Origin of the sequence: Kluyvera cryocrescens NBRC 102467 (assembly GCF_001571285.1) — a bacterium.
GTDB classification, from domain to species: Bacteria; Pseudomonadota; Gammaproteobacteria; order Enterobacterales; family Enterobacteriaceae; genus Kluyvera; species Kluyvera cryocrescens.
The window spans coordinates 28,518-54,075 of the sequence record NZ_BCTM01000002.1; the positions used below are offsets into that span (position 1 = coordinate 28,518).

Annotated in this window: 25 protein-coding genes; 6 read left to right on the forward strand and 19 right to left on the reverse strand. The window is 53.1% G+C overall.

Annotated elements, in window-relative coordinates; translation table 11 throughout:
* Positions 1-70 precede the first annotated feature (70 nt).
* The 19 genes from osmB to pspF form a co-directional block, all read right to left on the reverse strand.
* On the reverse strand, positions 71-289 hold the full coding sequence (gene osmB, locus KCR01S_RS02010; RefSeq protein WP_052281637.1) for an osmotically-inducible lipoprotein OsmB: 219 nt from the start codon (positions 287-289) through the stop codon (positions 71-73).
* Positions 290-586: 297 nt separating this feature from the next.
* Positions 587-1,336, reverse strand: a complete 750-nt coding sequence (yciT, locus tag KCR01S_RS02015; protein WP_061279493.1) for a DNA-binding transcriptional regulator YciT — start codon at positions 1,334-1,336, stop codon at positions 587-589.
* A gap of 72 nt (positions 1,337-1,408) precedes the next feature.
* Positions 1,409-1,591 (reverse strand): YciZ family protein, encoded by a 183-nt coding sequence (locus KCR01S_RS02020; RefSeq protein ID WP_061279494.1) that lies wholly within the window; start codon positions 1,589-1,591, stop codon positions 1,409-1,411.
* A gap of 76 nt (positions 1,592-1,667) precedes the next feature.
* Positions 1,668-3,659, reverse strand: a complete 1,992-nt coding sequence (gene pdeR, locus KCR01S_RS02025) for a cyclic di-GMP phosphodiesterase (protein ID WP_061279495.1) — start codon at positions 3,657-3,659, stop codon at positions 1,668-1,670.
* Positions 3,660-3,809: 150 nt separating this feature from the next.
* A complete protein-coding gene (locus tag KCR01S_RS02030; RefSeq protein ID WP_061279496.1) occupies positions 3,810-5,744 on the reverse strand; it encodes an exoribonuclease II in 1,935 nt (644 codons plus the stop codon).
* A gap of 81 nt (positions 5,745-5,825) precedes the next feature.
* Complete coding sequence (locus tag KCR01S_RS02035; RefSeq protein ID WP_061279497.1) at positions 5,826-6,983, reverse strand: CMD domain-containing protein; 1,158 nt, start codon at positions 6,981-6,983, stop codon at positions 5,826-5,828.
* 208 nt (positions 6,984-7,191) lie between these two features.
* Positions 7,192-7,980 (reverse strand): enoyl-ACP reductase FabI, encoded by a 789-nt coding sequence (gene fabI, locus KCR01S_RS02040; protein WP_052281631.1) that lies wholly within the window; start codon positions 7,978-7,980, stop codon positions 7,192-7,194.
* Between the two features lie 123 nt (positions 7,981-8,103).
* Complete coding sequence (gene sapF, locus KCR01S_RS02045; RefSeq protein WP_061279498.1) at positions 8,104-8,910, reverse strand: putrescine export ABC transporter ATP-binding protein SapF; 807 nt, start codon at positions 8,908-8,910, stop codon at positions 8,104-8,106.
* A 1-nt stretch (position 8,911) separates the two neighbouring features.
* Positions 8,912-9,904 (reverse strand): putrescine export ABC transporter ATP-binding protein SapD, encoded by a 993-nt coding sequence (sapD, locus tag KCR01S_RS02050; protein WP_061279499.1) that lies wholly within the window; start codon positions 9,902-9,904, stop codon positions 8,912-8,914.
* Complete coding sequence (gene sapC / locus KCR01S_RS02055) at positions 9,904-10,794, reverse strand: putrescine export ABC transporter permease SapC (protein WP_061279500.1); 891 nt, start codon at positions 10,792-10,794, stop codon at positions 9,904-9,906. Before sapC ends, sapD begins: the two co-directional genes overlap by 1 nt.
* Positions 10,781-11,746, reverse strand: coding sequence for a putrescine export ABC transporter permease SapB (gene sapB / locus KCR01S_RS02060; RefSeq protein ID WP_061279501.1), 966 nt, complete (start codon positions 11,744-11,746; stop codon positions 10,781-10,783). Before sapB ends, sapC begins: the two co-directional genes overlap by 14 nt.
* The gene (gene sapA, locus KCR01S_RS02065; RefSeq protein ID WP_061279502.1) at positions 11,743-13,392 is read right to left on the reverse strand and encodes an ABC transporter substrate-binding protein SapA; all 1,650 of its coding nucleotides are present in this window, start codon (positions 13,390-13,392) and stop codon (positions 11,743-11,745) included. The genes sapB and sapA overlap by 4 nt, the downstream gene beginning before the upstream one ends.
* Before the next feature lie 202 nt (positions 13,393-13,594).
* A complete protein-coding gene (locus tag KCR01S_RS02070; protein ID WP_082767917.1) occupies positions 13,595-14,257 on the reverse strand; it encodes a helix-turn-helix domain-containing protein in 663 nt (220 codons plus the stop codon).
* Positions 14,258-14,413: 156 nt separating this feature from the next.
* Positions 14,414-15,487: a type 1 fimbrial protein gene (locus tag KCR01S_RS02075; RefSeq protein WP_061279504.1), complete on the reverse strand. Its 1,074-nt coding sequence runs from the start codon at positions 15,485-15,487 to the stop codon at positions 14,414-14,416.
* A 22-nt stretch (positions 15,488-15,509) separates the two neighbouring features.
* Positions 15,510-16,043 (reverse strand): fimbrial protein, encoded by a 534-nt coding sequence (locus KCR01S_RS02080; RefSeq protein ID WP_244886185.1) that lies wholly within the window; start codon positions 16,041-16,043, stop codon positions 15,510-15,512.
* Positions 16,044-16,061: 18 nt separating this feature from the next.
* Entirely contained in the window at positions 16,062-18,608 is a 2,547-nt protein-coding gene (locus tag KCR01S_RS02085; protein WP_061279505.1) for a fimbria/pilus outer membrane usher protein, read from the reverse strand.
* 15 nt (positions 18,609-18,623) lie between these two features.
* Positions 18,624-19,310, reverse strand: coding sequence for a fimbria/pilus periplasmic chaperone (locus KCR01S_RS02090; protein WP_072277065.1), 687 nt, complete (start codon positions 19,308-19,310; stop codon positions 18,624-18,626).
* A 54-nt stretch (positions 19,311-19,364) separates the two neighbouring features.
* Entirely contained in the window at positions 19,365-19,904 is a 540-nt protein-coding gene (locus tag KCR01S_RS02095) for a fimbrial protein (RefSeq protein WP_061279506.1), read from the reverse strand.
* Positions 19,905-20,201: 297 nt separating this feature from the next.
* Positions 20,202-21,170, reverse strand: coding sequence for a phage shock protein operon transcriptional activator (pspF, locus tag KCR01S_RS02100; protein ID WP_061279507.1), 969 nt, complete (start codon positions 21,168-21,170; stop codon positions 20,202-20,204).
* A gap of 167 nt (positions 21,171-21,337) precedes the next feature.
* On the opposite strand from pspF, the gene pspA reads away from it, so the two are divergent.
* The 6 genes from pspA (at position 21,338) to KCR01S_RS02130 (ending at position 25,479) form a co-directional block, all read left to right on the forward strand.
* Positions 21,338-22,006 (forward strand): phage shock protein PspA, encoded by a 669-nt coding sequence (gene pspA, locus KCR01S_RS02105; protein ID WP_052281619.1) that lies wholly within the window; start codon positions 21,338-21,340, stop codon positions 22,004-22,006.
* A 160-nt stretch (positions 22,007-22,166) separates the two neighbouring features.
* A complete protein-coding gene (gene pspB, locus KCR01S_RS02110; protein WP_061279508.1) occupies positions 22,167-22,391 on the forward strand; it encodes an envelope stress response membrane protein PspB in 225 nt (74 codons plus the stop codon).
* On the forward strand, positions 22,391-22,750 hold the full coding sequence (gene pspC / locus KCR01S_RS02115) for an envelope stress response membrane protein PspC (RefSeq protein WP_061279509.1): 360 nt from the start codon (positions 22,391-22,393) through the stop codon (positions 22,748-22,750). Before pspB ends, pspC begins: the two co-directional genes overlap by 1 nt.
* Positions 22,751-22,764: 14 nt before the next feature.
* A complete protein-coding gene (gene pspD / locus KCR01S_RS02120) occupies positions 22,765-22,983 on the forward strand; it encodes a phage shock protein PspD (RefSeq protein ID WP_052281616.1) in 219 nt (72 codons plus the stop codon).
* Positions 22,984-23,017: 34 nt separating this feature from the next.
* A complete protein-coding gene (locus KCR01S_RS02125; protein WP_061279510.1) occupies positions 23,018-24,415 on the forward strand; it encodes a YcjX family GTP-binding protein in 1,398 nt (465 codons plus the stop codon).
* On the forward strand, positions 24,412-25,479 hold the full coding sequence (locus tag KCR01S_RS02130; RefSeq protein WP_061279511.1) for a YcjF family protein: 1,068 nt from the start codon (positions 24,412-24,414) through the stop codon (positions 25,477-25,479). The genes KCR01S_RS02125 and KCR01S_RS02130 overlap by 4 nt, the downstream gene beginning before the upstream one ends.
* Positions 25,480-25,558 lie beyond the last annotated feature (79 nt).

Genomic DNA, 25,558 nt, shown 5'->3' on the forward strand with positions numbered 1-25,558 from the left:
CTGATAAATAAAAAGGGCTCCTTTGTTCGGAGCCCTGATATTCGAGTCGAATCCACGACCTTATTGCGGATTATTTGCCAACCTGGTGACCGATAATCCCGCCGACCGCAGCGCCACCCAACGTACCCAGTGCGCTACCATCTGTTAATACTGCGCCACCGATGGCGCCAGCACCGGCACCCAGCGCGGTGTTACGGTCACGTTTGGACCAGTTAGAACATGCGCTCAGCGACATGACCAGCGTTACGGCTAAAACTGCAGCAGTCATTTTCTTGCTCATTGAATTCATTTTATTTCTCCTGAATATTCTATTCACGGAAGAAGCCCTTTCATTATAGCAGCTGCCAGAAGTACTCAGAGCATTGTCCGTGAAGCTTGTTGCGCAGGTTGTAAATTGGTTGCTAAAAGTTACGCAAGTGATAGTTACTTCCTGTTATATCGCTAACAGTAATTTTACGATTTTGTGATGTTGCTGACAGGTAAAAAATCTTAATTCAGGGGTCGGAAAACTCTCATAGCGAGACGGGTTATTCAGCGGTGAAAACCGGGTGGGAAGCCCGATGCTGGGGGCATCGGGGCATAATCGTTATGGGCGTTTGACGATGTTAACCGTCAGGCCAGCTTGCTCCAGCTGAAGCTGCTTTTCCGTGGCCAGATGGTCATCGGTGATCACCCGTTTGAAATGACTCATTGGCCCAAGCGGATACGGATGAATGGCGCCAAACTTAGAGCTATCGGTAAGGACAATGGCCTCACTGCCTTTTTCCAGCACCGCGTTGACGATATCCGCGCGCATCATGTCGCGTCCGGTAAAGCCTGTTTCAGGCTGCCAGCCGTCAATACCGATAAACGCTTTGCTGAAATGCACCTGCTGAATGTACTGCCGGGTGAGTGGGCCAACCATGCTTTCGCTTTTCTTCTGATAGATGCCGCCCAGCAGAATCACTTCCCCAGGCGTCTCTTTGAGCAGATGCGCGATATAGCTGCTGACGGTAATAATCGTAATGTCGGGCTGAGTGGCCAGCGCGCGCGCCAAAAGGGCGTTGCTGCTACCGTTTTCGATAAATACCGTTTCCCCAGGGCGCACCAGCGAAGCGGCGAAATCAGCCAGCTCGCGCTTGAGCGCAAAATTATTCATCATGCGGGTTTCAACGTCTTCGCTATCCAGCGGCACGGCGAAGCCGTGCGTCCGGCGCAGATAACTCTGATTCTCCAGCAGGTTCAAGTCCTGGCGAATGGTCACTTCCGAGACGCCGGTTAGTTTTGCCAGTTCGGCCACGCTCATCCGGCCTTTATCAATGACCTGCTGTAAAATGGTTTGCTGTCGGGAATTCATAATCAATGCATCAATATCTCTGTGCGTAAACGGCCGTTCACACGGTGACCGCTGTACGCAGGGCGAATGGTGTCAGATTTCCCACGGGGATTTTGGCTGACCTGATCGGTTGTCGCGTTCGTCTGCAGCGTGCGCCAATAATTCCGATTTTAATATTTCCAGGTTATTGATTGCGGAATGGGTGTCGCCGCCGACCAGAATATCAAGGACGGTATCAATACGTTGGGCTAGCTGACGCGCATCGAGCTCGGACATAGTGGGATCCTGTTGATAAATTCGATTGAAATCAATGATGCTAAATTTACTGACAAAAGAGAAGTGAAAAAATGGCTTAGCTTATAACCCTCGATCGTGCTTTCAGCCAGCGCTCAAGCTCGGCGGCGGGCATTGGCCGAGCGAACAGGTACCCCTGGCGTTCGTCGACACCGTTTTGCGTCAGAAATGCATCGTCGGCGGTATCTTCCACCCCTTCGGCAATAATGCGTAAATTCAGCGCTCTGGCTACCGCAATGATCGCGAGCACCAGCGATTGCGAGACCGAACGATCGTGCACTCGCTGGACAAACGTATGGTCGAGCTTGAGTGTATCAATCGGAAAACGCGCCAGCTGCGACAGCGAGGAGTAGCCGGTACCAAAATCATCGAGATGAATTTGTGCGCCCAGCGAACGGAACTGTTGGATGACTTCCAGCGCCTGCTCGGCGTTATCAATAAGACAGCTTTCGGTAAGCTCAATATCAATAGGGCAGCGGTCAAAGTGCTGCGTTTTCAGAGCCTGCGTCAGCTCGCTAAAAATCGACTGATCGACCAACTGTCTGGCAGAAACATTCACGGCAACGCGCAGATGAATCCCCTTATCGCGCCACAGCGCCAGCTGGCGGATGGTATCCAGCATCACCCATCGCCCTAGTGGCACGATCAGGCCAGACTCTTCGGCATAAGAGATGAAGTCCATCGGCGGGATGAGCCCGCGTTCCGGCGAATTCCAGCGCACCAGCGCTTCCAGACTGTGTACCTGGCCATCCAGTGCCACCTTCGGCTGATAATGAATCACCAGCTGATTACTTTGCAATGCTTTGCGCAGGTTGGTATCCAGCCACAAATATTCGAATACCCGCTTATTCATTTCGGGAGTGAAGACGCTAAAGCGACCGCGTCCGTTTTCCTTGGCGGTGTACATGGCGGTATCCGCATTGCGAATGAGACTTTCCCGATCCTGCCCGTGCTGTGGGGCAATGGAGATCCCGAGGGAACAGCCGCTGTAAACTTCAATCAGCCCGATGCGGAAGGGGTCGCGCAGGCGGGTGAGTACCCGCGATGCCATCGCCTCCAGCGCGCTCTGTGAGGTTCCGGTGGCTAAGACGATAAACTCATCGCCGCCCAATCTGGCGAGCGTCTGCCCCTCTTCAAGGCAGCTTAAAATCGACAGCGCTACGGATTGCAGCAGTTGATCGCCAAAAACATGGCCGTAGGCATCGTTAACCTTCTTGAAGTTGTCGAGATCAAAGTACACCAGGCCGATTTGTTCCTCGGGCCCGCGCTTGTCGATAGCCTCACCAATGAGCTCATTAATAGCATGGCGGTTGGGAAGGCCGGTAATGGTGTCCGTGTTCGCCAGTACCCGCAGGCGCTCCTGGGCCCGCCGCTCCTCGGTGATATCGGTGCCGGAACAGATAAGGTAGATTTCATTTTTACCGCTGCCGCTGTGCACAAAGCGGTTACGAAACAAAAACAGACGCGGCCCTTTGCGCGTTTTTATCCAACGCTCCACTTCATAGGGGCCGCCATTGGAAAAAAACTGGCTAACGTTTTCCCTTGCCGCGGCAGCCTCGGTTTGGGTCATAAACAGTTCAAATGCCGTTTTGCCAATCACATCCTGCTCTTTCAGCCCGGTGTACTCTTCACACAAGCGATTGAAGCGCTGGATTTTGCCGTCGCGATCGAGGATCACGATCACTGCGTTGGCTTCCGATACCACCTGTTCGGCAAAGAGCAATCCCTGAAGCAGGTCGCGGGCAACGGAGGAGGTGTCAAACCAGGACGAGGCGGTGCCTGCCCATTCGGTGCAGCTCACTTTGCGGCCAATCAAATGAACGGGAACGTCGTAGCCATTAAGCGGGATAGTAACGGCGACGCTGGAAGTGGTGACGGTCATGGCGTGAATTCGGCGGATATTTTCTTCGCTCAGGGTTACGGTCATCTCGGCGCTGGCGTCCGGATCAACGCTAATGTGAAGCGTGAGGCTATCGCGCGATAAGCGCCAGTAGAGGCTGGTTTCACCCGAATTGGGGTCCAGAAGGTTCTGCGCCAAAGACTGAGTCATTATTTCTCCCATTTACACCCACGTTCAAGTGCGCCCGGAAACGTATGCCTGGTATTTAGTGTGAACGCTTTTCGGGATTTCGCTGGGAAAAAAGAGGGTAGATGTGCGGGAGATAAAAAAAACGGCCCCGAGGGGGCCGTTTAGTGCGGTTTAGGCAACCGGACGGGCAATCACGCTGCGGGTCTCCATACGGACCTCCGCGATGGTGACATCAATGACGTCAGTGACCTTATACGCCACTTCGCCTTTGATTTGCACGGTGCCATTTTCCTGGCTGCATACCATTTCATCACGCACGGCGTGCAGGAACGGCGCAGGGATAAAGGCAACGGCGCCGTTATCGACCAGACGCACGCGCATACCGCCGCGGCTCACATCGATGATCTCTGCAGCAAAGCGTGTTTCGGTTCCGGCCTGCGGATTGAGATAACGCGCATACAGCCAGTCGGCAACGTCGCGTTCCGCCATACGGTTCAAACGACGACGCTCGGCCATCTGTACCGTCACGTCATCCTGTGGACGAGCAACGGATTCACCTTTAATAATCGCTTTCAGCAGGCGATGGTTCACCATGTCGCCGTACTTACGAATCGGTGATGTCCAGGTGGCGTAGGCTTCAAGGCCTAAGCCAAAGTGCGGGCCCGGTTCAGTGCTAATTTCCGCAAACGACTGGAAGCGACGAATGCGGCTATCAAGGAAGCCGGTAGGCTGAGCATCCAGTTCGCGACGCAGTTTGCAGAATCCATCCAGCGTCAGTACTTCAACCGGATCGACATGCACGTCGTGCGTTTTCAGCAGGGCGGCCAGCGCTTCGGTGTTATCAGGGGCAAAACCGGTATGGACGTTGTAGATACCAAAACCGAGTTTGTCGCGCAGCACGCGCGCGGCGCAAATGTTGGCGGCAATCATCGACTCTTCGACGATACGGTTAGCGATGCGACGCGGCTCGGCAACGATATCCAGCACTTCGCCTTTCTCACCCAATACGAAACGGTAGTCCGGACGGTCTTTGAACACCAGCGCATGGGTTTTACGCCATTCGCTACGCACCTGGCACACGCGGGCGAGTAGGGTGATCTGGCGGGCAATCGCCTCGCTCGGTGGCTGCCAGCTACCGCTGTTTTCCAGCCAACCGGAAACATCGTCATAGGCCAGTTTGGCTTTTGATTCGATGTTGGCGGCAAAGAATTCAATGTTGTCTTCGATGGTACCGTCAGCGGCCAGCGTCATGCGGCAGGCCAGTACTGGGCGCACCAGGTTGGCGCGCAGCGAACACAGATCGTCAGACAGCTCGCGCGGCAGCATCGGGATGTTGAAGCCTGGCAGGTAGTTGGTGAAGGCGCGAATTTTCGCTGCATCATCCAGCTTGCTGCCTTCGACAATCCATGCGGTCGGATCGGCAATGGCGACGGTCAGCAGCAGTTTGCCCTCAGTGCCTTCTTCGACGTACAGCGCATCATCCATATCTTCGGTGCTGGCGCTGTCGATAGTCACGAAGTCCAGCGCCGTCAGATCGCGGCGCTCCAGGCCTTCATCCTGCATCTCCGTCGCCACACCGTCTGGCGCTTCTTTTTCCAGATTATGGCGAGCAAGGGTAACCCACCACGGTACGAAGTGGTCATCACCAAAGGTAATAAACTTGGTCAGTTCGGCGTAGAAGGTGCGGTCGCCTTTCAGCGGATGACGGCGCATTTCTGCAACGGCCCAGTCACCCTCTTTGAAATCGTGTGTCACATTGCGATCGGCGCGGCAAGGGATGGCATCTTTCAGCAGCGGGTGGTCTGGCACGATAGACAGACGATCGTCTTTACGATGGACTTTACCCACAAAGCGAGTCAGGAACGGTTCAACCAGTTCTTCCGGCTCAGCGCTCTCTTTGCCTTTATCGGCATGAATGACGGCAATAATACGGTCGCCGTGCATCACTTTTTTCATCTGCGGCGGTGAAATAAAGTAGCTTTTTTGCGCGTCAACCTCGAGGAAACCGAAACCTTTTTCCGTGGCTTTAACGACCCCTTCCGCACGCGGCGTCTGGGAATGAAGTTGCTGTTTTAGCTGCGCGAGCAGCGGGTTATCCTGAAGCATAATGTTCTATTTTCGTGGCCAAAAGAGCGGCTGACATTTTTACGCGAATCCATGGGTCGCAGCAAGCGCTGTTTCACCCTTTTACGTAACTTGTTGCGCGCTGCCAAGGGCAATACGCAGGCGGTTCAGCCAGCCACTTAATGCGCTCCAGGCGAGCAACGTTATCGCATCCGGTGTGGAAAGCCCTTGTTCAATGAGAGGACTTAACTGGGCGGCGCTAAATCGATCCGGTGCTCGCGTCAACAATTGGGTCGCCTGGGCGACGGCACGCTCACAGGGATAGTGGTGACACCAGGCCTGAATGGCGCGTTCACCGTTACGTACCGCGTCCGGCAGGCCGCTAGCGCCTTGCCATTGGGTGCTGTAGTGATTAAAACAGCTCACGCTGCCGTTGATGCGCGCGGGAATGAGGGCGAAGAGCGGCTGCAGCGGATGGGTAAACGACAGTGCATTAATAAGCTCTCCCAGGCGATTGAGCACGCTCTCTTCCAGGGCGAGGACCGGGGCGAGCGTTGCTAGCTCAGGAACCTGCTGCCAGCGCGCAAGCGCTTCGCCCTGCGGTGTATTGGCCTGATGCGCCTCCAGGCCGTCCATATCCGTATGCCATGGTGAATGCTCATCCAAAAACGGCCCGGCATCGGCATCTTCCTGCACAGGCATTCCGGGGATCCACCGTACCGGAAAGCCCATATAGGCCTGAAACAGCGCGATAACACGGGCCTGAAAACAGACAAAACCAACGACCTGATTAATCAGAATAATGTCGTGCTGCGTGAGTCCAACATCGTCCAACTGCTGACGGGCCCGCGGGGTGATAATTGATGGCGAACTCGCCAGTTGACGAGCGTACTGGGTGATCTGCGCTAACCGACGATTACTTTCACGCGACGAATCCGGGCCGGGTAACGGCGCCAGACGGGCGGCATAGTGGTTACAAAGACGCTGCACGCCGGATACCTGTGCGACGGTTAACGCTGTACTTAAACGGTCATAGGCACTGAAGGTACGCAGACGGCTGGTGGCAACGGCATCGGGGAATAGGGTGTTGGCCAGTTGACGAGCGGCGTTTAGCCACTGCTGGCTAGCGTTGAACAGGGCATCGGGCAGCGCCAAATCGAGTAAAAATCGGTCGTCAACGTGCGCGGCTTCGGGAACCAACGGCATGACATCACTGTGCTGGGTTCTCGACTGGGTTTCGTGATACCAGTGGTTTTTGCCGGAAACGTGGCGTGGCTCCATGGGTGTTCCTTGAATTGAAAGTGGCGAGCCAGCCGCTTCAATAAATGATGTTGCCGGATCGTTATGGTTAATTATCCTGGCGCATGCGTGACGAGGGAGAAAATATTGTTCGGTGCTAATTAATAACTTACAGGAATAACAAAGGCGGGAAGTGGGGGAATCCCGGAGTCAGCGTCGGGCGCCAACTCCGGTTTTTAGTGCGCTAAACTTATTTCAGTTCCAGCTCGTTCATTGCAGCGATGCTGAAACCGCCGTCAACGTGCAGAACTTCGCCGGATACGCCAGCGGATAGGTTAGAACACAGGAAGGCTGCGGAGTTACCCACATCTTCGATGGTCACGGTGCGACGGATTGGGGTCACCGCTTCGCAATGTGCCAGCATTTTACGGAAATCTTTGATACCGGAAGCGGCCAGAGTACGGATAGGACCCGCAGAGATGGCGTTTACACGGATACCTTCTGGGCCCATGGCATTAGCCATGTAGCGCACGTTTGCTTCCAGAGACGCTTTTGCCAGACCCATCACGTTGTAGTTAGGGATAGCACGCTCTGCGCCCAGGTAGGACAGGGTCAGCAGGGCGGAGTCTGGGTTCAGCATGCTGCGGCACGCTTTCGCCATGGCGACAAAGCTGTAGGCGCTGATGTCGTGAGCGATTTTGAAGCCTTCACGGGTTACCGCATTCACGTAGTCGCCGTCCAGTTGGTCAGCAGGTGCAAAACCGATGGAGTGAACGAAGCCGTCAAATTTTGGCCATACTTTTGCCAGTTCAGTGAACAGGGATTCGATGCTCGCATCTTCAGCCACATCGCACGGCAGCACAATGCTGGAGTCCAGGGAGGCGGCGAACTCTTCTACACGGCCTTTCAGTTTGTCGTTCTGATAGGTGAACGCCAGTTCAGCCCCTTCGCGACGCATTGCCTGTGCAATACCGTAGGCGATGGACAGTTTGCTGGCGACGCCAGTAATCAGAATGCGCTTACCGGAAAGAAAACCCATAGCTATTAATCCTTATATTCATTGTTATGGCGGCCTGTTAAACACGCAGGCGGCCGTTAAATCGCGGCGATTCTAGCATGAGTCGCCAGAAATCGTTACTCCGACCACTACAGCGCGGTCTGACTAGCGATCTTTACGCCAGGCATCGGCGGTGAGTGCCTCGCCAAAATGCCCGGCAATCAACCGTTTAGTTAAATCATGCAGCGGGGAGGCCAGAACGTCAGCGGTGCTTCCACGCTCGACCACTTCGCCCTGATGCATCACCAGCACCTGATCGCTAATATGCTTCATCATCCCCAGATGCTGGGTGACGTAGATATAAGAGATACCTTGTTTTTCCTGTAATTCCAGCATCAGGTTCACAAGTTGCGAACGCATCGACATATCCAGCGAAGCCAGCGCTTCATCGCAGATAATGACTTTTGGCCGCAGAATTAGCGCGCGGGCCAGCCCCAAACGCTGTTTTTGCCCCGGTGCCAGCATATGCGGGTAGTAGCTGACATGGTCCGGCAGCAGCCCGACCAAGCGCAGGGTGTCGATAATTTGCTTACGCCGTGCCTCGGGCTCAAGGTCGGTGTTTAACCGCAGCGGGAAATCGAGGATCTGCGAAATACGCTGACGCGGGTTCAGCGAGGTGCTCGGATCCTGAAAGATCATGCGAATGCGCTGGCTACGGAAAGAATAATCGCCGTACTCCAGCGGATGATCGTCAATCAGCAATTCGCCGGTGGTTGGTTCCACCATTCCCGCCAGCATTTTGGCTAACGTCGATTTACCCGAGCCGTTTTCACCAATAATCGCCAGCGTCTGCTTTTCGCGCAGGGTAAAGCTCAGCGGTTTAACCGCCTGCAGCGTTTGCCGGTGAAACCAACCGGTGCGGTAGCGAAAGGTTTTACTCAGATTGCGCACTTCGAGCAATGTTTCAACCATGTCACTCTTTCTCCATATTGAGCGGGAAATGACAGGCGAACAGATGGTTCTTCGCTCCCGTCAGACGCGGGGTTTCAATGCATTTACGCTGGGCGTAAGGGCAACGTGGCCCCAAACGGCATCCCATCGGCAGCTGTTCCAGCAGCGGAATCGCGCCGGAAAGTGTATTTAAGCGGCTTTTATGCGGCATCGAGCGGCCAAAATCGGGGATCGCGCGAATCAGCGCCTGGGTATACGGATGATGGGGAATGGTCACCAGCTCTTCGCTCGGTGCACTTTCCACCGTCTGCCCGCAGTACATGACGTTAATTTTGTCCGCCCAATGGGTCAGCATCTGCAAATCATGTGAAATGAGCAAAATGGTGGTGTTGTTATTCTGGTTGAGCCCCGTCAGCAGGCGGAAGATCTGCGCCTGGGTGGTGGGCTCCATGGCGTTGGTCGGCTCATCGGCGATCAGCAGGCGCGGCTGGTTGGCCAGCGCGATAGCAATCATCACCTTCTGACATTCCCCTTCGGTCAGTTCATAGGGAAAACTGCGCATCGCATCTTTGTGATCTTTAATCCCTACGCGGTGGAGCAGCTCAATCGCCCGACGTTTACGCCAGCCGAAACGTTGCCACCAGTGGCCCTTGAAGGTCCAGCCGGGAATGTTCTGCGTAAGCTGTTTGCCGACCCGCTCAGAAGGGTCGAGACATGACTGCGGCTCCTGGAAAATCATCGACACGTTATGCCCAACCAGCCGGCGACGCTCACGGTTAGAAAGGCGTAGCAGATCGATATCATCGAAACGCATACGGTCGGCGGTCACGCGCCAGTTATCCTTATTCACTCCGCAAATGGCTTTGGCGATAAGGCTCTTGCCGGAACCAGACTCACCAACCAGCCCGCGGATTTCACCTTCAGCCAGCGTCATGCTGACGCGATCGACCGCTTTTACCCAACCTTCGTTGGTTTTAAATTCAATGGTGAGATTGCGAATATCAAGTAATGGCATTATTCCACCCCCGCATTAATGGCGCGACGAATGCCATCACCCAGCAGGTTAACCAGCAGCACGCTGACCATGATAGCCGCCCCTGGCAGCATCACGGTCCACGGCGCCACATAAATAAGCTCTAGCGCATCGCCGAGCATCGCGCCCCATTCCGGCGACGGCAGTTGGGCACCCAGGTCGAGAAAACCGAGCGCAGCGATGTCGAGGATGGCCATTGACAGGGCGCGGGTGATCTCGGTGACCAGTCCGGCGGCGATATTGGGCAAAATAGCGAACCACAAAATATTCAGCGTGGTGGCACCATCCAGACGCGCGGCAATAACGTAATCACGCTCCAGCTCATCGTGCACCATGCTGTAAATGGAACGCACCATACGCGGCAGCAGAGCCAGCCAAACGGCAAACATCGCATGCGAGAGATGCGGGCCAGCAAAGGCCACCACGATAATCGCCAGCAGCAGCGACGGAATCGACAGCAGGGTGTCGAGAATATGGTTGAGCACCGCAGAGCGTAAACCATGGGTAGATCCGGCAAACGCGCCCAGCACCAGGCCAAACGCCGTCGCGGCGAGCGTCACCACAAACGCCCCGCCAACCGTCGGTGCGGCACCGCTCAGCAAACGGCTCAGCACGTCGCGGCCTAAATCATCGGTGCCCAGGAAGAAGGAGACTTCGCCATAGCGCGACCATGATGGCGGGAGCAGTTGATAACCGAGGAACTGTTGATCGATGCCGTATGGTGCAAACCAGCCGCCGAATACGCAGACCAAAATCAGCCCGATACAGCCGTAAAAGCCGATCATCGCAGTGGTATCACCGTAGAATTTACGCCACACGGTGCGCAGTGCGCCCGGCGGCCGCTTTTCAAGGTAGACGCTATCGTAGGGCATACCATTCCTTATGTTTCAGCGGGTTAGCCATAGCACCCAAAATATCGGAGATCACGTTAATGATGATCACCAATGCGCCAATCACCATTACGCCCGCAGAGATCGCGGCGTAGTCCTGTTGGCGAATGGCGTTAATCATCCAGCGTCCAAGCCCTGGCCAACTGAAAACCATCTCGGTGATCATCGCCAGGGTCAGCATGGTAGAAAACTGCAGGCCCAGACGCGGGATCACCGGCGGCAGCGCATTATGCAGCACGTGGCGACGCAGAATCGTCAGGCGAGAAACCCCGCGGGTGGCGGCGGCCTTAACGTAGTTGGAATCGTAGATGGCGATGGTGCTAATACGCATCAACCGCACCACTTCGGTGGTTGGCGCGACGGCCAGCGTCAGCACAGGCAGCACCATATGACGCAGGGCGCTGATGATCATCTCATGGCGCCACGGCGAGTCGGATAGCCACGCATCGATCAGCGCAAAACCGGTGACGTTTTTCACTTCATACAGCAGGTCGAAGCGACCGGAAACCGGCAACCAGCCGAGCGTTAACGAGAAAAACAGCGTGAGTAGCAGCGCCAGCCAGAATACTGGGATGGAAAAGCCGAGCAGGGCAAAGAAGCTAATCACTTTATCCTGCCATTTGTTGCGGGTGATCCCCGCCAGCATTCCGACCGGAATACCGACCAGCAGCGCAAAGCCAAAGGCCATAATGCACAACTCCATCGTCGCCGGGAATACCTGACGGAGCTGTTCGGAAATCGGTTGGCCGTTGATGCTGGAAACGCCGAAGTCCCAGTGCATCACGCTATCGAACCAGAAGGCCCAGGCGTTCCACAGTGACGCCCCCTGTAAAGGCGCGTGCGGCGTAAAGTAGCTTAGACAAAAGCCGACGACGGTCAGGAAAAACAGCGTGACCAACAGCAGCAGCAGGCGACGAAGGGTGAAAATGATCATGGTTTCTGCACCTTCTCTTCTTTTTCCCGCGACACGCCGGCGAATGAGGCGTTACCAAACGGACTCAATACCAGCCCTTTCATATCGTAACGATAGGCCTGCAAACGCAGCGAAGACGCCAGCGGCAGGATGGGCAGTTCGCGTGCCAGAATCTGCTGGGCTTCGTCATAGGCATCAATACGTGACGCCAGCTGCTGGGAATCCAATGCTTTTCTCAGGACGCTATCAAACTCGCGATTACACCAGTGCGCAAGGTTGGTCTGTGAGGTAATGGCCGCGCAGCTTAACAGAGGACGGAAAAAACTGTCCGGATCGTTACTGTCGGTGGCCCAACCGGAAAGCGTCAGATCATGATTCATATCCATCAGACGCGCTTCCTGGAAACGCCCTTCAACCGGAACAATCACCACTTTTACCCCGATCTGCGCCATATCCGCCTGAATCAGTTCGGCGGTTTTCAGCGGGCTAGGGTTCCACGCTTGCGAACTGGTTGGCACCCACAGATGCAGCGTGAGCTTATCGATGCCCAGCGCTTGCAGCCGGCGACGTCCCTCTTGCGGATTGTATTCCGTAATTTTAGCTTCGTTATCGTAGGCCCAGGAGGCGCGCGGCAAAATAGAGGCTGCTGTTTCTGCCGTGCCGTAATAAATCGACTGCATCAGGCGCTGATTGTTAATAGCCAATGACAACGCATGGCGTACTTCAGGATTATTCAGCGGCGGCTTGTCGGTATTAAACGCCAGATAGGCGATGTTCATTCCCGGGCGCAGCGTCAGGCGAAGACGAGGGTCATCGCGTAAAATGGTGAGCTGACTGGCGGCTGGCCACGCCAGCACATCGCACTCGCCGGTTAACAGTTTTGACAATCGACCAGTACCACCAGAGCCCAGATCAACCACCACTTGCGGCATTAGCGGCGTTCCGCGCCAGAATTTCGGGTGGCGCTGTAGGCGAATATACTGCCCGGCCTGATACTCATCGAGCTGGAACGGCCCGGTACCTACCGGCTGACGATCCAGCAGTTCCTGGTGGTCCTGTTTCGTCAACTTCGCGGCATATTCAGCCGACATGACCGATGCGTAATGGGTTGCAAGGTGCCAGAGGAATGATGCGTCTGGGCGGGTCAGACGAAATTCTACGGTATGGTTATCCAGCTTGCGGACGCTCTGCACGCTATCGGCGAACTGGAGACTATCAAAGTAGGGGAATGCGCTACCGTTGACGTTATGCCATGGGTGCTTGCGGTCGAAAATGCGCTCAAAGGTGAAGACCACATCGTCAGCATTCAGCGCCCGCGTTGGGCTAAACCAGCGGGTAGTCTGGAACTGCACGTCGTTACGCAAATGGAAACGGTAAGTTGCGCCGTTGTCCAGCACCTCCCAGCTTTCAGCCAGCTCCGGCACCAGACGATAGGTATAAGGGTCGACATCCAGCAGGCGGTCGTAGAGCTGAGCCGCGAGGGTATCAACAATCAGCCCGCTGCCCGCTTTTTGGGGATTGAAGGTGTTGACCTGCCCGCTAACGCAGTAGACAAAGCCGCTGTCGCGAATGTCGGCACGGGGTGGGGTGAGCGGTTGCGGTGCGGCAATCGCCTGGCCGCAGATTAACCCCAGTGCTGCCAGGAAAGGTGACAAATTCAGGCGCATAGTTTCATTATTTTTTCGATTGATCTGCAAAGTGTATCGCACTTACGGCGGTCAGGGGAAAATGTCTGAATTCAACTGGCTTAAAAGTCACCAGTCAAGCCAGTTCATATCACTTAAAACGCGATTTTGCTTCGTATTTGGCCTGCATAACGGTGGATATTGGGCTGGAGAAATGATGGGAGGGGGGTCATCTCCCCACGGATTAACGCTGCGCTAATTCACTCATCAGTGAGCTGGCGCAGACCAATGTTTTGTTTTCAATGATGATTTTTTGGCTGCTTTTCAGCCTGGCAAGGATTTTCATCACATAGCTACGTGAAAGCAGCGTTTTATTCATGATGTATTGCGCAGGCGTGATGCTCAAACGAATATCTTCAGGTTCATCCATCAATGCGAGAATTTGGTTGCAGATTAATTCATAACTTGACCGCCCGGTCAGGCGGTTAATCATGCCGCTGAATTCATACGACTGATAGGCAAGGATGATGGCCAGGCTTTGCCATAGGTTGTTGTCTGCTATCACATCTTTGACTTTATCAGTACTGGCCATCATCACGACGCACTCTTTTTCCGGGCGGATGTAATACTCTTCGCCGTAAGGAAGTATCACGTTATTCAGACCTGCGATGTGCGGTGCGCGAATATTGCTTAACATTAATCCGTCAGAGTTTCGGCAAAACGCACCGTAGCCTTCAAATAAAAAATAGCAAACGTCCTGGCCTGAATACACCAGGTTTAGCTTCTTATTTTTATGACAATCAATAACTTTAACAAATGGTAAAATAGCATCCATAATGATGTGGTGGTGCTGGATCGGCTTCTTCCCCCACACCTGGTAGGCTGCTGTTTTTAATGAATTGCTCATGATTGATATATTAATTAAACATAATCGAGGTGATGAATGATATGGCGCTTCATCTTCTCTGTGAATCTAGTTTAGCTAAACTATCAATTCATAATTGCTGTTGCTCGAAAGTGAATTCACAGATTAAGTTCCTATTACGCTATGAATCTATTCATATTAATTATATGTCAGCGTAATTGAAGCCGACGAGTTTGCTGAACCCGCGGTCACTACCGCCCCTGTTTTGAAATAGCTGGCACTGAAAATTAGCTGTTCCTGAGAGCCTGTACCGCCGCTGGAGTATGTGCTGCCGTTTCTTGAGGACGAGAACAGGGTGATGCTTTGGTTCAGTGGCAGACCATTACTACCGCTATTATAGCCGCTGGATTGTAGCCCAAGCTGTACCCCAATGCCGCTGGCAACGTCTGCGTTTCCCTCACCGGTTAGCGCGATAACGGTATTATTGGCATTGTTACCTGCCGCCGGTGTGCCGTTAAGGGACAATGAGACGTTGGTGCCAGACTCACAGCTCAGGGTCACGGTTTGAGTATCCGGAGCGGCGATTTTGGTTGTCGAATCAAACTCAGCCATCTTTATTGAACCGAATGCAAAGTTGATGGATGAGACATCGGCGTTGCAGCCCATGGCTTTAATGGTGACGTTGGTGTTGGTGAGCGCCACGTTTGAGGCAACGTCACCGCTAGCGGTGTGGCTGCTGCTTTCGCGAAACTCCACCTGGGCAAGCGGGCTACCAAAGCTCAGTTGTCCAGATGAAATAGGTCCGCCGAGTGCCACGAGTTCAACTTTATACTGTGAATTGCGGAGTTCATGGTCGCTACCACGATCGCCATCATGCCAGTTATTATCAATAGGCATGGCACCATCATAGGGCCCAGCCTGATTTTGGGCAGTCACTCTTACGCCTAGCCCCGGGATATTAGTGGGCATAACCTGCGTACCGCCAGGGCTATCAACCTGCGGGCCGTTGAGATAGAAAAACCCCACAACATAGTTTCTACCACAGCCGCTGATCGTGAGATCTGAATTTGAGCCAGATTTCCAACCGGAATCATAAAGAGGGTCACCTGCACTATAGCTACGGCTTTCGACAACCACATTTGCCGGGAGGGCAATAGTCGAGGTGCTGATACTTTTGTCTGCAAAGATCCCGCCGCCGCGAGCACAGTTAGCGAAACTGGGTTGGCTAAAGAGGATGAATAAAATAAAGAAGAACAGTTGGTTAATTTTCATATGCTGTATCGCACCGTGAGTATTATTCGTAGGTAAAGTTCAGCGTCACTGCACTCTTAAAATCGCCGGCGGTTGGTGTACCGTGCGGGGTATACATTCGCGCGATGAAAGACAGTACCTTGCTACCGCTTCCGGGAATCAGCGGCATCGTGTAATTGACGCCGTTGGCCAAATTGATAAGGGCATTACCGTCCAGATTAAGAAGCTGCAGCCCAACGTCTTGCGCGCCGTCGGCGAGTTCGTTAGCGTAAATCGCCGACGAAAAATCAGGGTCGGCGGTATAAGGCGTACCGCTAAATGCGATCGTCACCTTTGATAATTCCGGTGAACAGTTAGTTAACTTCACGGCAAATGTGACAGGCGCGCTGTTACCGCCTGGCACGGAAAGATCCTGTCTGGCTATTTGACCAAGGGACACCGTGTTATCTAATTCGACTTCGCAAACGGCAGTGATAATTTGTCCCGTGACCTGGACCTGGATAGTATCGCTGGTGTTGTATGCCATCGCTGAATTCGACAATATAAGGCCCAGCGCTAGCGCGTATTTTTTCATCATCGGAGAGTCAGCCATTATTTAAAGACAATTCGCATGTAGAATTTCGATGCCGGATAGGCTCTTTTTCTCAGGCAGTGAGTAGGTGGCAGTGCATTGTGACGCCCCCTTCATTCCCCATTTAACCTGCACTGAACCCGCGTCTTTTAAACCAGACAAATAAACTTGTCCGTCATCACCGACAATACTGCTGTTATTTTCATTTTCTGGTGTTTCGTTCACGCTAACCGTGGCACCGAAAGGTACGGGTTTGCCATTGGCTTGAACCAGGGTTAACAGAGCGCGATAGCCGATGGTGGCGCGGTATCCCGCTTCAACGACGGCTCCACGGGTAGGGTAGACGTACTTCGTTGTTTCTTGCAGATCAACAGAATGGTTGGAGATTGTCTCAGTATCCAAAGAGATGCTGTTTTTATGATAGGGATTAGCGTAAGGAACGACGGCAAAGCCACGACCATCAGTCATCACACCTGTCTGGTTACTGACGGCAACACCCTCTGCGCCCTGCGCGTTAACCAGGACAATGGTCTCGTTAAGCTTCTGTGCCAGCGTGATGCCATGGCTGTGCGCAACGATGCCGCCTTGAATGCCATAGTTGAATTGATGGCTGTTGGCGTCATAGGAATAACCACCGTTGAACACGGAGTTACGGCCTTTATAGTTGCCGTATACGCTGCCGTTGGTTTGGTTATCATCGTTGGAATACCCTTCCTGTATCCCCCAATTCAATCGGTTGTCTTCGAGCGCCGTGCCAGATATACCAACGTTATGCGTTGTCGCACCATGATGCGTGTTGTTCAGACTGTAATTGACGTAGCTACCCGGTAAGAACTTATCGAAGGGAATGCTAACGTTAAGCGAGAACTGACTTTCATTATGGCCGCTGTTGTTATCACTTTCATCGTCATCCTGGTTCAGGCTGTAGGTATAGTTCAAACCGTAGGTGATCCCCTGCCAACTATTGTTATAGCCGACGCTAATGGAAGATAGTGCGCTTTGGTCCCAATAGTGTTCTTTGATGTAGCTTGCAGAAATTGAACCATAGACAATATCTTGCGAAAGGGTAAATTCCGTACGGTCTTTACTGCGTCCAATATGATCATCGCTGTTATAGCTTTGCAGAACATCAGGGAGCGTCATATAGCTCTGCGTTGAATAGCGATAGCCAGCGATACTGACGTTTGTTCCCGTCGCCAGGACATCCTTACTGTAACGCAGGCGCACTGACTGGCCGCTATCGCGGTCACCCGATTGGATCGAATTCGAACTTGCATCCTGCGTATAAGGTTTTGACCAGGCTTGCGTAACGTCCAGAGAAAATGCACCGATATCACCTAAATTAATACCGAGCCCAGAGGAGAGTGCGCTGTAATCAATGTCGGCATACTGAACGCCGCCGTAAAGCGTTAGACCAAAGGGTAGCCCGTAAATCAGCGTAGATTGTGCGAAATTGGCCTCTTTGCCACTGCCAAGATCCGTTCTCCCGGTCACGAGGGTGTAGTCATAGTGACCTTCTCGGTGCAACACCGGCAGGGAAGCGTAGGGCACGACAAGCGTTTGGATGCTGCCATCTGACTCTTTGATTTCGACCTGCAGATCCCCGGCGCTGCCCGTAGAGTAAATATCGTTGATTTCAAATGCGCCGGGCGCTACGGCGGTTTGGTAAATGTTGTGTCCATTTTGCATGACGGTCACCACGGCGTTGCTTTTCGCAATACCGTGAATCACCGGCGCATAATTTCTCATGCTGTCGGGCGTCATGTCGTCATCCGATGCCAGCTCTGCGCCGCGAAAAGCAAAGCTATCAAAAACATCATTTTTTGTGTTGTTGTCGCCCATGGTGAGCTGACTTTTCAGGACTTTAATGTCGCGGGAAACATAGGTATAAACGGAATCAACATTATTGTTTCCGTCATTATCATGATTCCAGGTGGTAAAGTTTCTAAAACGCCAGGGACCTACATTTATCCCCGGTTGAAAACTACCGTATTGGCTGCTTCCATCCTGGCCGCTGTTATTGCGTTGACGCGTGGTAATACCGCTCAGATTATAGCTGAGCAAAAGAGCGGGGATCCCTTCATCCCACTTATCGGGTGAAACATAGTCCTGTGGCCGGAATAACATCGCGGCCTGCGGGATACTGATGTTTAATTGTTGGCGTGAAAATTTGAAATCAGTCGATGAAGCCGGAATTGCGGAAAGATTGGCACAGTTTCCTTTACCAGAATAGACGTCGGGATAATCATCAATTTTCACGCCCCATTCTAATAGTTGTTCAGGTGACAGGCAGGGAATAAGGTGTGTTTTATCAGTTGATGCGGTATCTTCAACAAAATCAACCTCTAGCACATCAACTTCTTTGTTATTGAGGAAGATATCGACGCGATATTTTCCTGGTGCCTGCATCCCTTTTTCGAAAACGGAAAGATCAACGGTGGAGGGTAATCCTTGTTCGGTCTCTAGCAATGATGCATTAAAGTGCTCACGAGCGAAAGCATCACCGCACGATGATAAAATAATAATTATAAAAATTGGCGGGGTTGATGCTAATAATCGATTCATGGTCATTTGATACTATAAATGTTAGATTGCTGCGGTATGTTCGGCTCCTGCCATACCAAAATCGTTATAGAGTCGCCATGATATTTTCCCACTTTTTACACTTGGGCTTATTTTGAAGCTGGCGGTTGATTTTGGCGATACCCAGGTAACGGTATCCATGACATGGTCATTGATTGTTACCGATGCGAAATTCATATAGTAATTGGTTGGGTTATTTACCGTTAACGTTCCACCAGAAATAGACCAACGTATATTTTGCGTAAATTGTTCAGGTGTTGTCCCAGAGAGTGATTTTGGTCGGTATATTAATTTAATTCGCGAGTTTACGGCAATCTGTACCGAATTGCCGGGTTGTTCATCTCCGGTAGCGGGGATACCTTTAATATTTAACCAGTACATGCTTTCATGATCTTCAGGCATCGGCAGGCCAGAACGGACAATACGCAACACGTTTTTATCACCGACCTCGAGACGAAATAGCGGAGGGGTAATGATAATGGCTTCTTTTCCCGGCGTAGTTGCGTCGGCTGGCGTTATCCATGATTGCACCAGATTAGTGACCTTATCTTTATTTTCGATAGGAAAAGAGACTTCACTTTTGTTGCCGTCATAAATAATACGCGTACCGCCGATGGTCACGCTGGCAAAAACATTACAAGCGTAAAGACTGACTGCAGCAGAGATGATGCCGAGCTTAAAGAAATTCATTTAATTACCTATAAAAACAAGTGCTAAATGGGGGGTTTAGCACTTGTCGATTAATTATTCATAGCTAACGGTATATGTCAGAGTACTGGATACATCACCCTGAGTGGGGGTATTTGCCGTTGCGACTAACATGGCAGAATAGGTCAGGCTGATATCGCCGCCTTCAGTCGGCAGATCGATCTGACCGTTACCGTCGTTATTTACGATTGCGGTACCTTTGCTGTCTTTCAGCATAACCCCGGTATTTGCGGCCTTCGTGCCGCTGGTTGCGTTGTTTTTAAAGTAAGAGGTGTTGCCATCGGTATCACCGGTAAATTTCACGAAGGCTTTCGTTGGAATTCCCACCGCGGCTTTTGGGCAATCAGTTAAGCTGATGTTAAATTCTTTGGGTGCGCCGGTTTGACCTGCCGTGGCGATATCGGTGGCCAGGGTTGAACCTAAATCCAGACTTGCGTTGCCATCATTGACTGTAATAGTACAAGCGGATTCAATTACCTTACCGGTGAAAGTAATGGTATTAGTCCCTGCAGCTTGTGCGCCAAATACTCCGCAAATCATCAGTGCGCAAAATGTGAGTGGTTTGTTGATGGTCATTCATTTAATCCTTAAATAAGTGCAATATTGGATATTTGAAAATATTTATACGTGTCTTACGACAACTAATATATTAATTTAGGTTATCCCCTGGCCTAACTGATTTCGTGTCTTCGATAATGGGGATTGACAGGGATTTTGTCTCTTTGTGGACTTTATTGCGGTAAGTAAGAATTCAGATTTTATTTATAAAATGAATAAGAGAAGGGGACTTGGATACAACTCATTGAATCGAATGCGTTCTGCCTGACGTTGCCCTCACTGAAAGAATGAGGGCATTCCAGACCAATGGCAAATTTAAAGCTGGTGCTTTTTCAATAGCGCTCTGAACTGATGGTAGGTGAGGCCTAACAGCTCAGCCGCCTGTTTTTGATTAAACCGGGCCTGTTGAAGACTTTGCTCCAACAGGTTTTTCTCTTGAGTCAGTTGATACTGACGTAGATCGAGCGGGAGCGTTGGTCCCTCTGCGACCGGCTGCGGTTGATGAATCATCTGGCGGTGGAATGGATCGATGACAATTTCATCTAGCGGAATTTCACTGCTGCCGTGGCGATACACTGAACGCTCAACCACGTTTTTCAGTTCGCGAATGTTACCCGGCCAGCGGTAGTTGAGTAGCGTATCGCGAGCGCGTTCGGTAAAGCCCGGGAACAGCGGTAGCTTGAGTTCCCGGCACATCTGGATGGCGAAATGATCGGCCATCAGCATAATGTCGCTGCGCCGTTCGCGTAGGGAGGGTAGCAGCACCACGTCAAAGGCCAGCCGGTCAAGCAGGTCAGCGCGAAAGTGGCCTTCCTCAACCAACTGCGGTAAATCCGCATTGGTCGCGCACACCAGCCGCACGTTAACCTGTAGCGGCTGGCTTCCGCCCACGCGCTCAAGCTCGCCATATTCAATGACTCGCAGCAGCTTCTCCTGTACTAACATCGGCGCGGTGGCCAATTCATCAAGGAATAGCGTGCCGCCATCGGCGCGCTCAAAGCGCCCGGGATGGCGCTTCTGTGCGCCGGTGAACGCCCCAGCTTCATGACCGAACAGTTCAGAATCCAGCAGGTTTTCGTTTAACGCCGCGCAGTTTAGCGAGATAAAAGGCCCCTGCCAGCAGGAAGAGAGATAGTGCAGACGGTTGGCGATAAGTTCCTTGCCCGTCCCGCGTTCGCCAATAATCAGTACCGGCTTATTGAGCGGGGCCAGACGTGACACCTGTTCCAGGACTTCGAGAAAGCGATTGGCCTCGCCGAGAAGGTTATCTTTGTATTCTGCCATGATGAAATTCGCCACTTGTTAGTGTAATTCACCATTTCACTGTAGGCGTTTGCGGTGTAAATTTCAATCACTTCGTTTATAATCAATAAGATAAAAAGTTGGCACGGAAGTTGTAATAGTCTTTGCGCAGGGCTAAGCCCGAAACACAGAACTATGAGGATTGAATTATGGGTATTTTTTCTCGTTTTGCCGACATCGTGAACGCCAACATCAACTCACTGCTGGAGAAAGCGGAAGACCCGCAAAAGCTGGTGCGTCTGATGATTCAGGAGATGGAAGACACGCTGGTTGAAGTTCGCTCCACCTCAGCGCGTGCACTGGCGGAAAAGAAAGAGCTGAGCCGTCGCGTTGAGAAAGCGCTGGCACAGCAGCATGAATGGCAGGAAAAAGCCGAACTGGCGCTGCGCAAAGAGAAAGAGGATCTGGCGCGGGCTGCGCTGATTGAGAAACAAAAACTCACCGACGTTATCGCTACGCTGGAACATGAAGTGACGCTGGTGGATGAAACTCTGGCGCGCATGAAAAAAGAGATCGGTGAGCTGGAAAATAAACTCAGCGAAACCCGTGCACGCCAGCAGTCTTTGGCGCTTCGCCATCAGGCGGCGAATTCCTCCCGTGATGTGCGTCGCCAGCTTGACAGCGGTAAACTGGATGAAGCAATGGCGCGTTTCGAATCCTTTGAGCGTCGTATCGACCATATGGAAGCGGAAGCCGAAAGCCATCGCTTTGGCAAACAGCCGTCTCTCGATCAGCAATTTGCTGAGCTGAAAGCGGATGATGAAATCAGCGAGCAGTTGGCCGCGCTGAAAGCCAAAATGAAGCAGGACAACGAATAATAAATCTGGCGGTACGTACAGTACCGCTGCTCATATGCCCATCATGCTGCAAGCTGCAGATACGTTGGCGGCGTTTGCTCACCCGGTGCGGAACGAGTGACCGCCGAGCTCGACATCCAGCAGCTTGAATGAGTTAGGGTAGAAATCATAAGGAGTTTTTATGAGCGCGCTTTTCCTCGGCATCCCTCTGACGCTGTTTGTGCTGTTTGTCCTGCCAATATGGCTGTGGCTGCACTACAGCAACCGTTCTCGTTCCGGCGAGCTTTCGCAGGGTGAACAGCAGCGGCTGATGCAGCTTACCGATGACGCTAAGCGGATGCGCGAGCGTATTCAGGCGCTGGAAGCCATTCTTGATGCTGAGCATCCGAACTGGAGAGATCGCTAATGGCCGCACTGGATTTTAGTAAAAAGCTCTGGCGCATTCCGCAGCAGGGCATGGTGAAAGGGGTGTGCGCCGGTATTGCGCAGTTCCTCGACGTGCCGGTGAAGCTGGTGCGAATTATTACCGTACTGGCGATGTTATTTGGACTCTTTTTCTTTGTCGTCGTCGCCTACATTATTTTGACGTTTGCCCTCGATCCGATGCCGGAAGGGGCAAACTATGGCGAGCATCAGCCTACCAGCCGCGACCTCCTGGATGCGATGGATGCTGAGCTTTCCGCTGGCGAACAGCGCCTGCGCGAGATGGAACGTTACGTTACCTCCGACACCTTCAGTTTGCGTAGTCGGTTCCGTCAGCTCTGAGTAAGAGGTCTATGATGAACAGTAAATGGCAGCGGGCCGGTCAGAAAGTGAAGCCCGGTTTAAAAATTGTCGGCAAGCTTGCCTTGCTGACCGCACTTCGCTACGGCCCGGCGGGTGTTGCCGGCTGGGCGGTGAAGTCTGTCGCCCGTCGGCCATTGAAAATGCTGCTGGCGGTGGCGCTGGAGCCTTTATTGTCGCGCCTCGCCAAACGGTATTTCCCCATGGCAAAATAGCGTTATCGGCGTTGACAGGAGTGTCTATTAAGCAATGAAGCGACTCAAAACTGAACTCAATGCGCTGGTCAACCGAAGTGTTGACCGGCATCTTCGTATTGCCGTAACCGGCCTCAGCCGTAGCGGCAAGACTGCGTTTATTACCGGTATGGTCAATCAGCTGCTGAATATTCACACCGGTGCACGCCTGCCGCTGCTGGGCGCGGTTCGCGACGAACGCCTGCTGGGGGTGAAACGCATCCCTCAGCGCGATCTCGGTGTTCCCCGTTTTACCTATGATGAAGGGCTGGCTCAGCTTTACGGTCAGCCTCCGACCTGGCCTACGCCAACGCGCGGCGTCAGCGAGATTCGTCTCGCGCTGCGCTACAAATCGCACGATTCGCTGCTGCGTCATTTTAAAGAGACCTCCACGCTGTACCTGGAAATCGTCGATTATCCCGGCGAGTGGCTGCTCGATTTACCGATGCTGACTCAGGACTATTTAAGCTGGTCGCGGCAAATGACCGGCTTGTTGAACGGTCAGCGGGCGGAGTGGTCGGCAACCTGGCGTCAGCTCTGTGAAGGGCTGGATCCGCTCGCCCCTGCGGATGAAAATCGGTTGGCTGAAATAGCCCAGGCCTGGACCGATTATCTGCATCAGTGTAAACAGCAGGGCCTGCATTTCATTCAGCCGGGCCGCTTTGTGCTGCCGGGCGAGCTGGCCGGCGCGCCGGCGCTACAGTTTTTCCCCTGGCCTGACGTCGACGCCGCGGGTGAAGCCAAACTGGCGCAGGCGGGCAAAAGTACCAACGCCGGCATGCTGCGCGAGCGTTTTAACTACTACTGCGAAAAGGTGGTTAAAGGGTTCTATAAAGACCACTTTTTGCGCTTCGACCGCCAGATTGTGCTGGTGGACTGCCTGCAGCCGCTTAACAGCGGGCCGCAGGCGTTTAACGATATGCGCCTTGCGTTGACGCAGCTAATGCACAGCTTCCACTATGGCCAGCGCACGTTGTTCCGCCGTCTGTTCTCCCCGGTTATCGACAAACTGCTGTTTGCTGCCACCAAAGCGGACCACGTGACGGTCGATCAGCACGGTAATATGGTGTCGCTCTTACAGCAGTTGATTCAGGATGCCTGGCAAAATGCCGCGTTCGAAGGGATCACCATGGACTGCCTGGGGCTGGCCTCGGTGCAGGCCACGCAGAGTGGATTAATTGACGTTAACGGTGAGAAAATCCCGGCGCTACGCGGTCATCGATTGAGCGACGGCGAACCGCTGACCGTCTATCCAGGCGAGGTGCCGGCTCGTTTACCGGGTCAGGCGTTTTGGGATAAACAGGGCTTTCAGTTCGAGAATTTCCGTCCGCAGACGATGGATGTTGACCAGCCGCTGCCGCACATTCGGCTCGATGCTGCGCTGGAGTTTTTGATAGGAGATAAACTGCGATGAGCGATTCCTTTAAACCCCGGATTGATTTTACTGGCCCGCTAACGGAAGAAAAAACCGAACAGTTTAAATCCTCTCAGGCCTTTGACGGTGAGACTGCACAGAAATTTGCGCCAGTCGCATTGGACGATGAGGCGGAAAACGAAGGCCAGGCTGAGGCCAGCATTGAGGCTGCACTGCGGCCAAAACGCAGCCTGTGGCGCAAAATGGTCGGCGCGGGGCTTGGCCTGTTTGGTATTAGCGTGGTTGCCCAGGGCGTGCAGTGGACGGCGAATGCCTGGCAGACTCAGGATTGGGTATCGCTGGGTGGCTGTGTTGCCGGTGCGCTGATTATCGGTGCCGGCGTGGGCTCTGTGGCCACCGAATGGCGCAGACTGTGGCGTTTACGCCAACGCGCGCAGGAGCGCGATGAAGCGCGCACGCTGATGCATAGCCACGGTGTGGGCAAAGCGCGAGCGTTTTGTGAAGGGCTGGCGCGGCAGGCGGGGCTGGATCACTCTCATCCGGCGCTTCAACGCTGGTATGCGGCGATCCACGAAACCCAAAGCGACAGGGAAGTGGTGAGCCTTTATGCGCATCTGGTGCAGCCAGTGCTGGATGCCCAGGCTCGTCGCGAAATCAGCCGCTCGGCCGCAGAGTCAACGCTGATGATCGCCGTCAGTCCGTTGGCGCTGGTGGATATGGCGTTTATTGCCTGGCGTAACCTGCGGTTGATTAATCGCATCGCTAATCTGTACGGTATTGAACTGGGCTATTACAGCCGTTTGCGTCTGTTCCGCCTGGTGCTGATTAATATCGCTTTCGCCGGGGCCAGCGAGCTGGTGCGTGAGGTCGGAATGGACTGGATGTCGCAGGATCTTGCCGCCCGTCTTTCTACGCGTGCCGCGCAGGGAATTGGCGCCGGTTTGCTGACCGCGCGTCTGGGTATCAAAGCGATGGAGCTTTGCCGTCCGCTGCCGTGGCTGGACAACGATAAGCCGCGGTTAGGCGATTTCCGCCGTGAGCTGGTTGGGCAACTCAAGGCCACGTTACAGAAGGGGAAAGCGGCAGCGTCGCAGGACAAATGAATGTGAATAAATAACGTTATGCCAAAATGGCATAACGTATATCTATACTTAACTTTACTGAAAGTGACTAGCAGCGCTA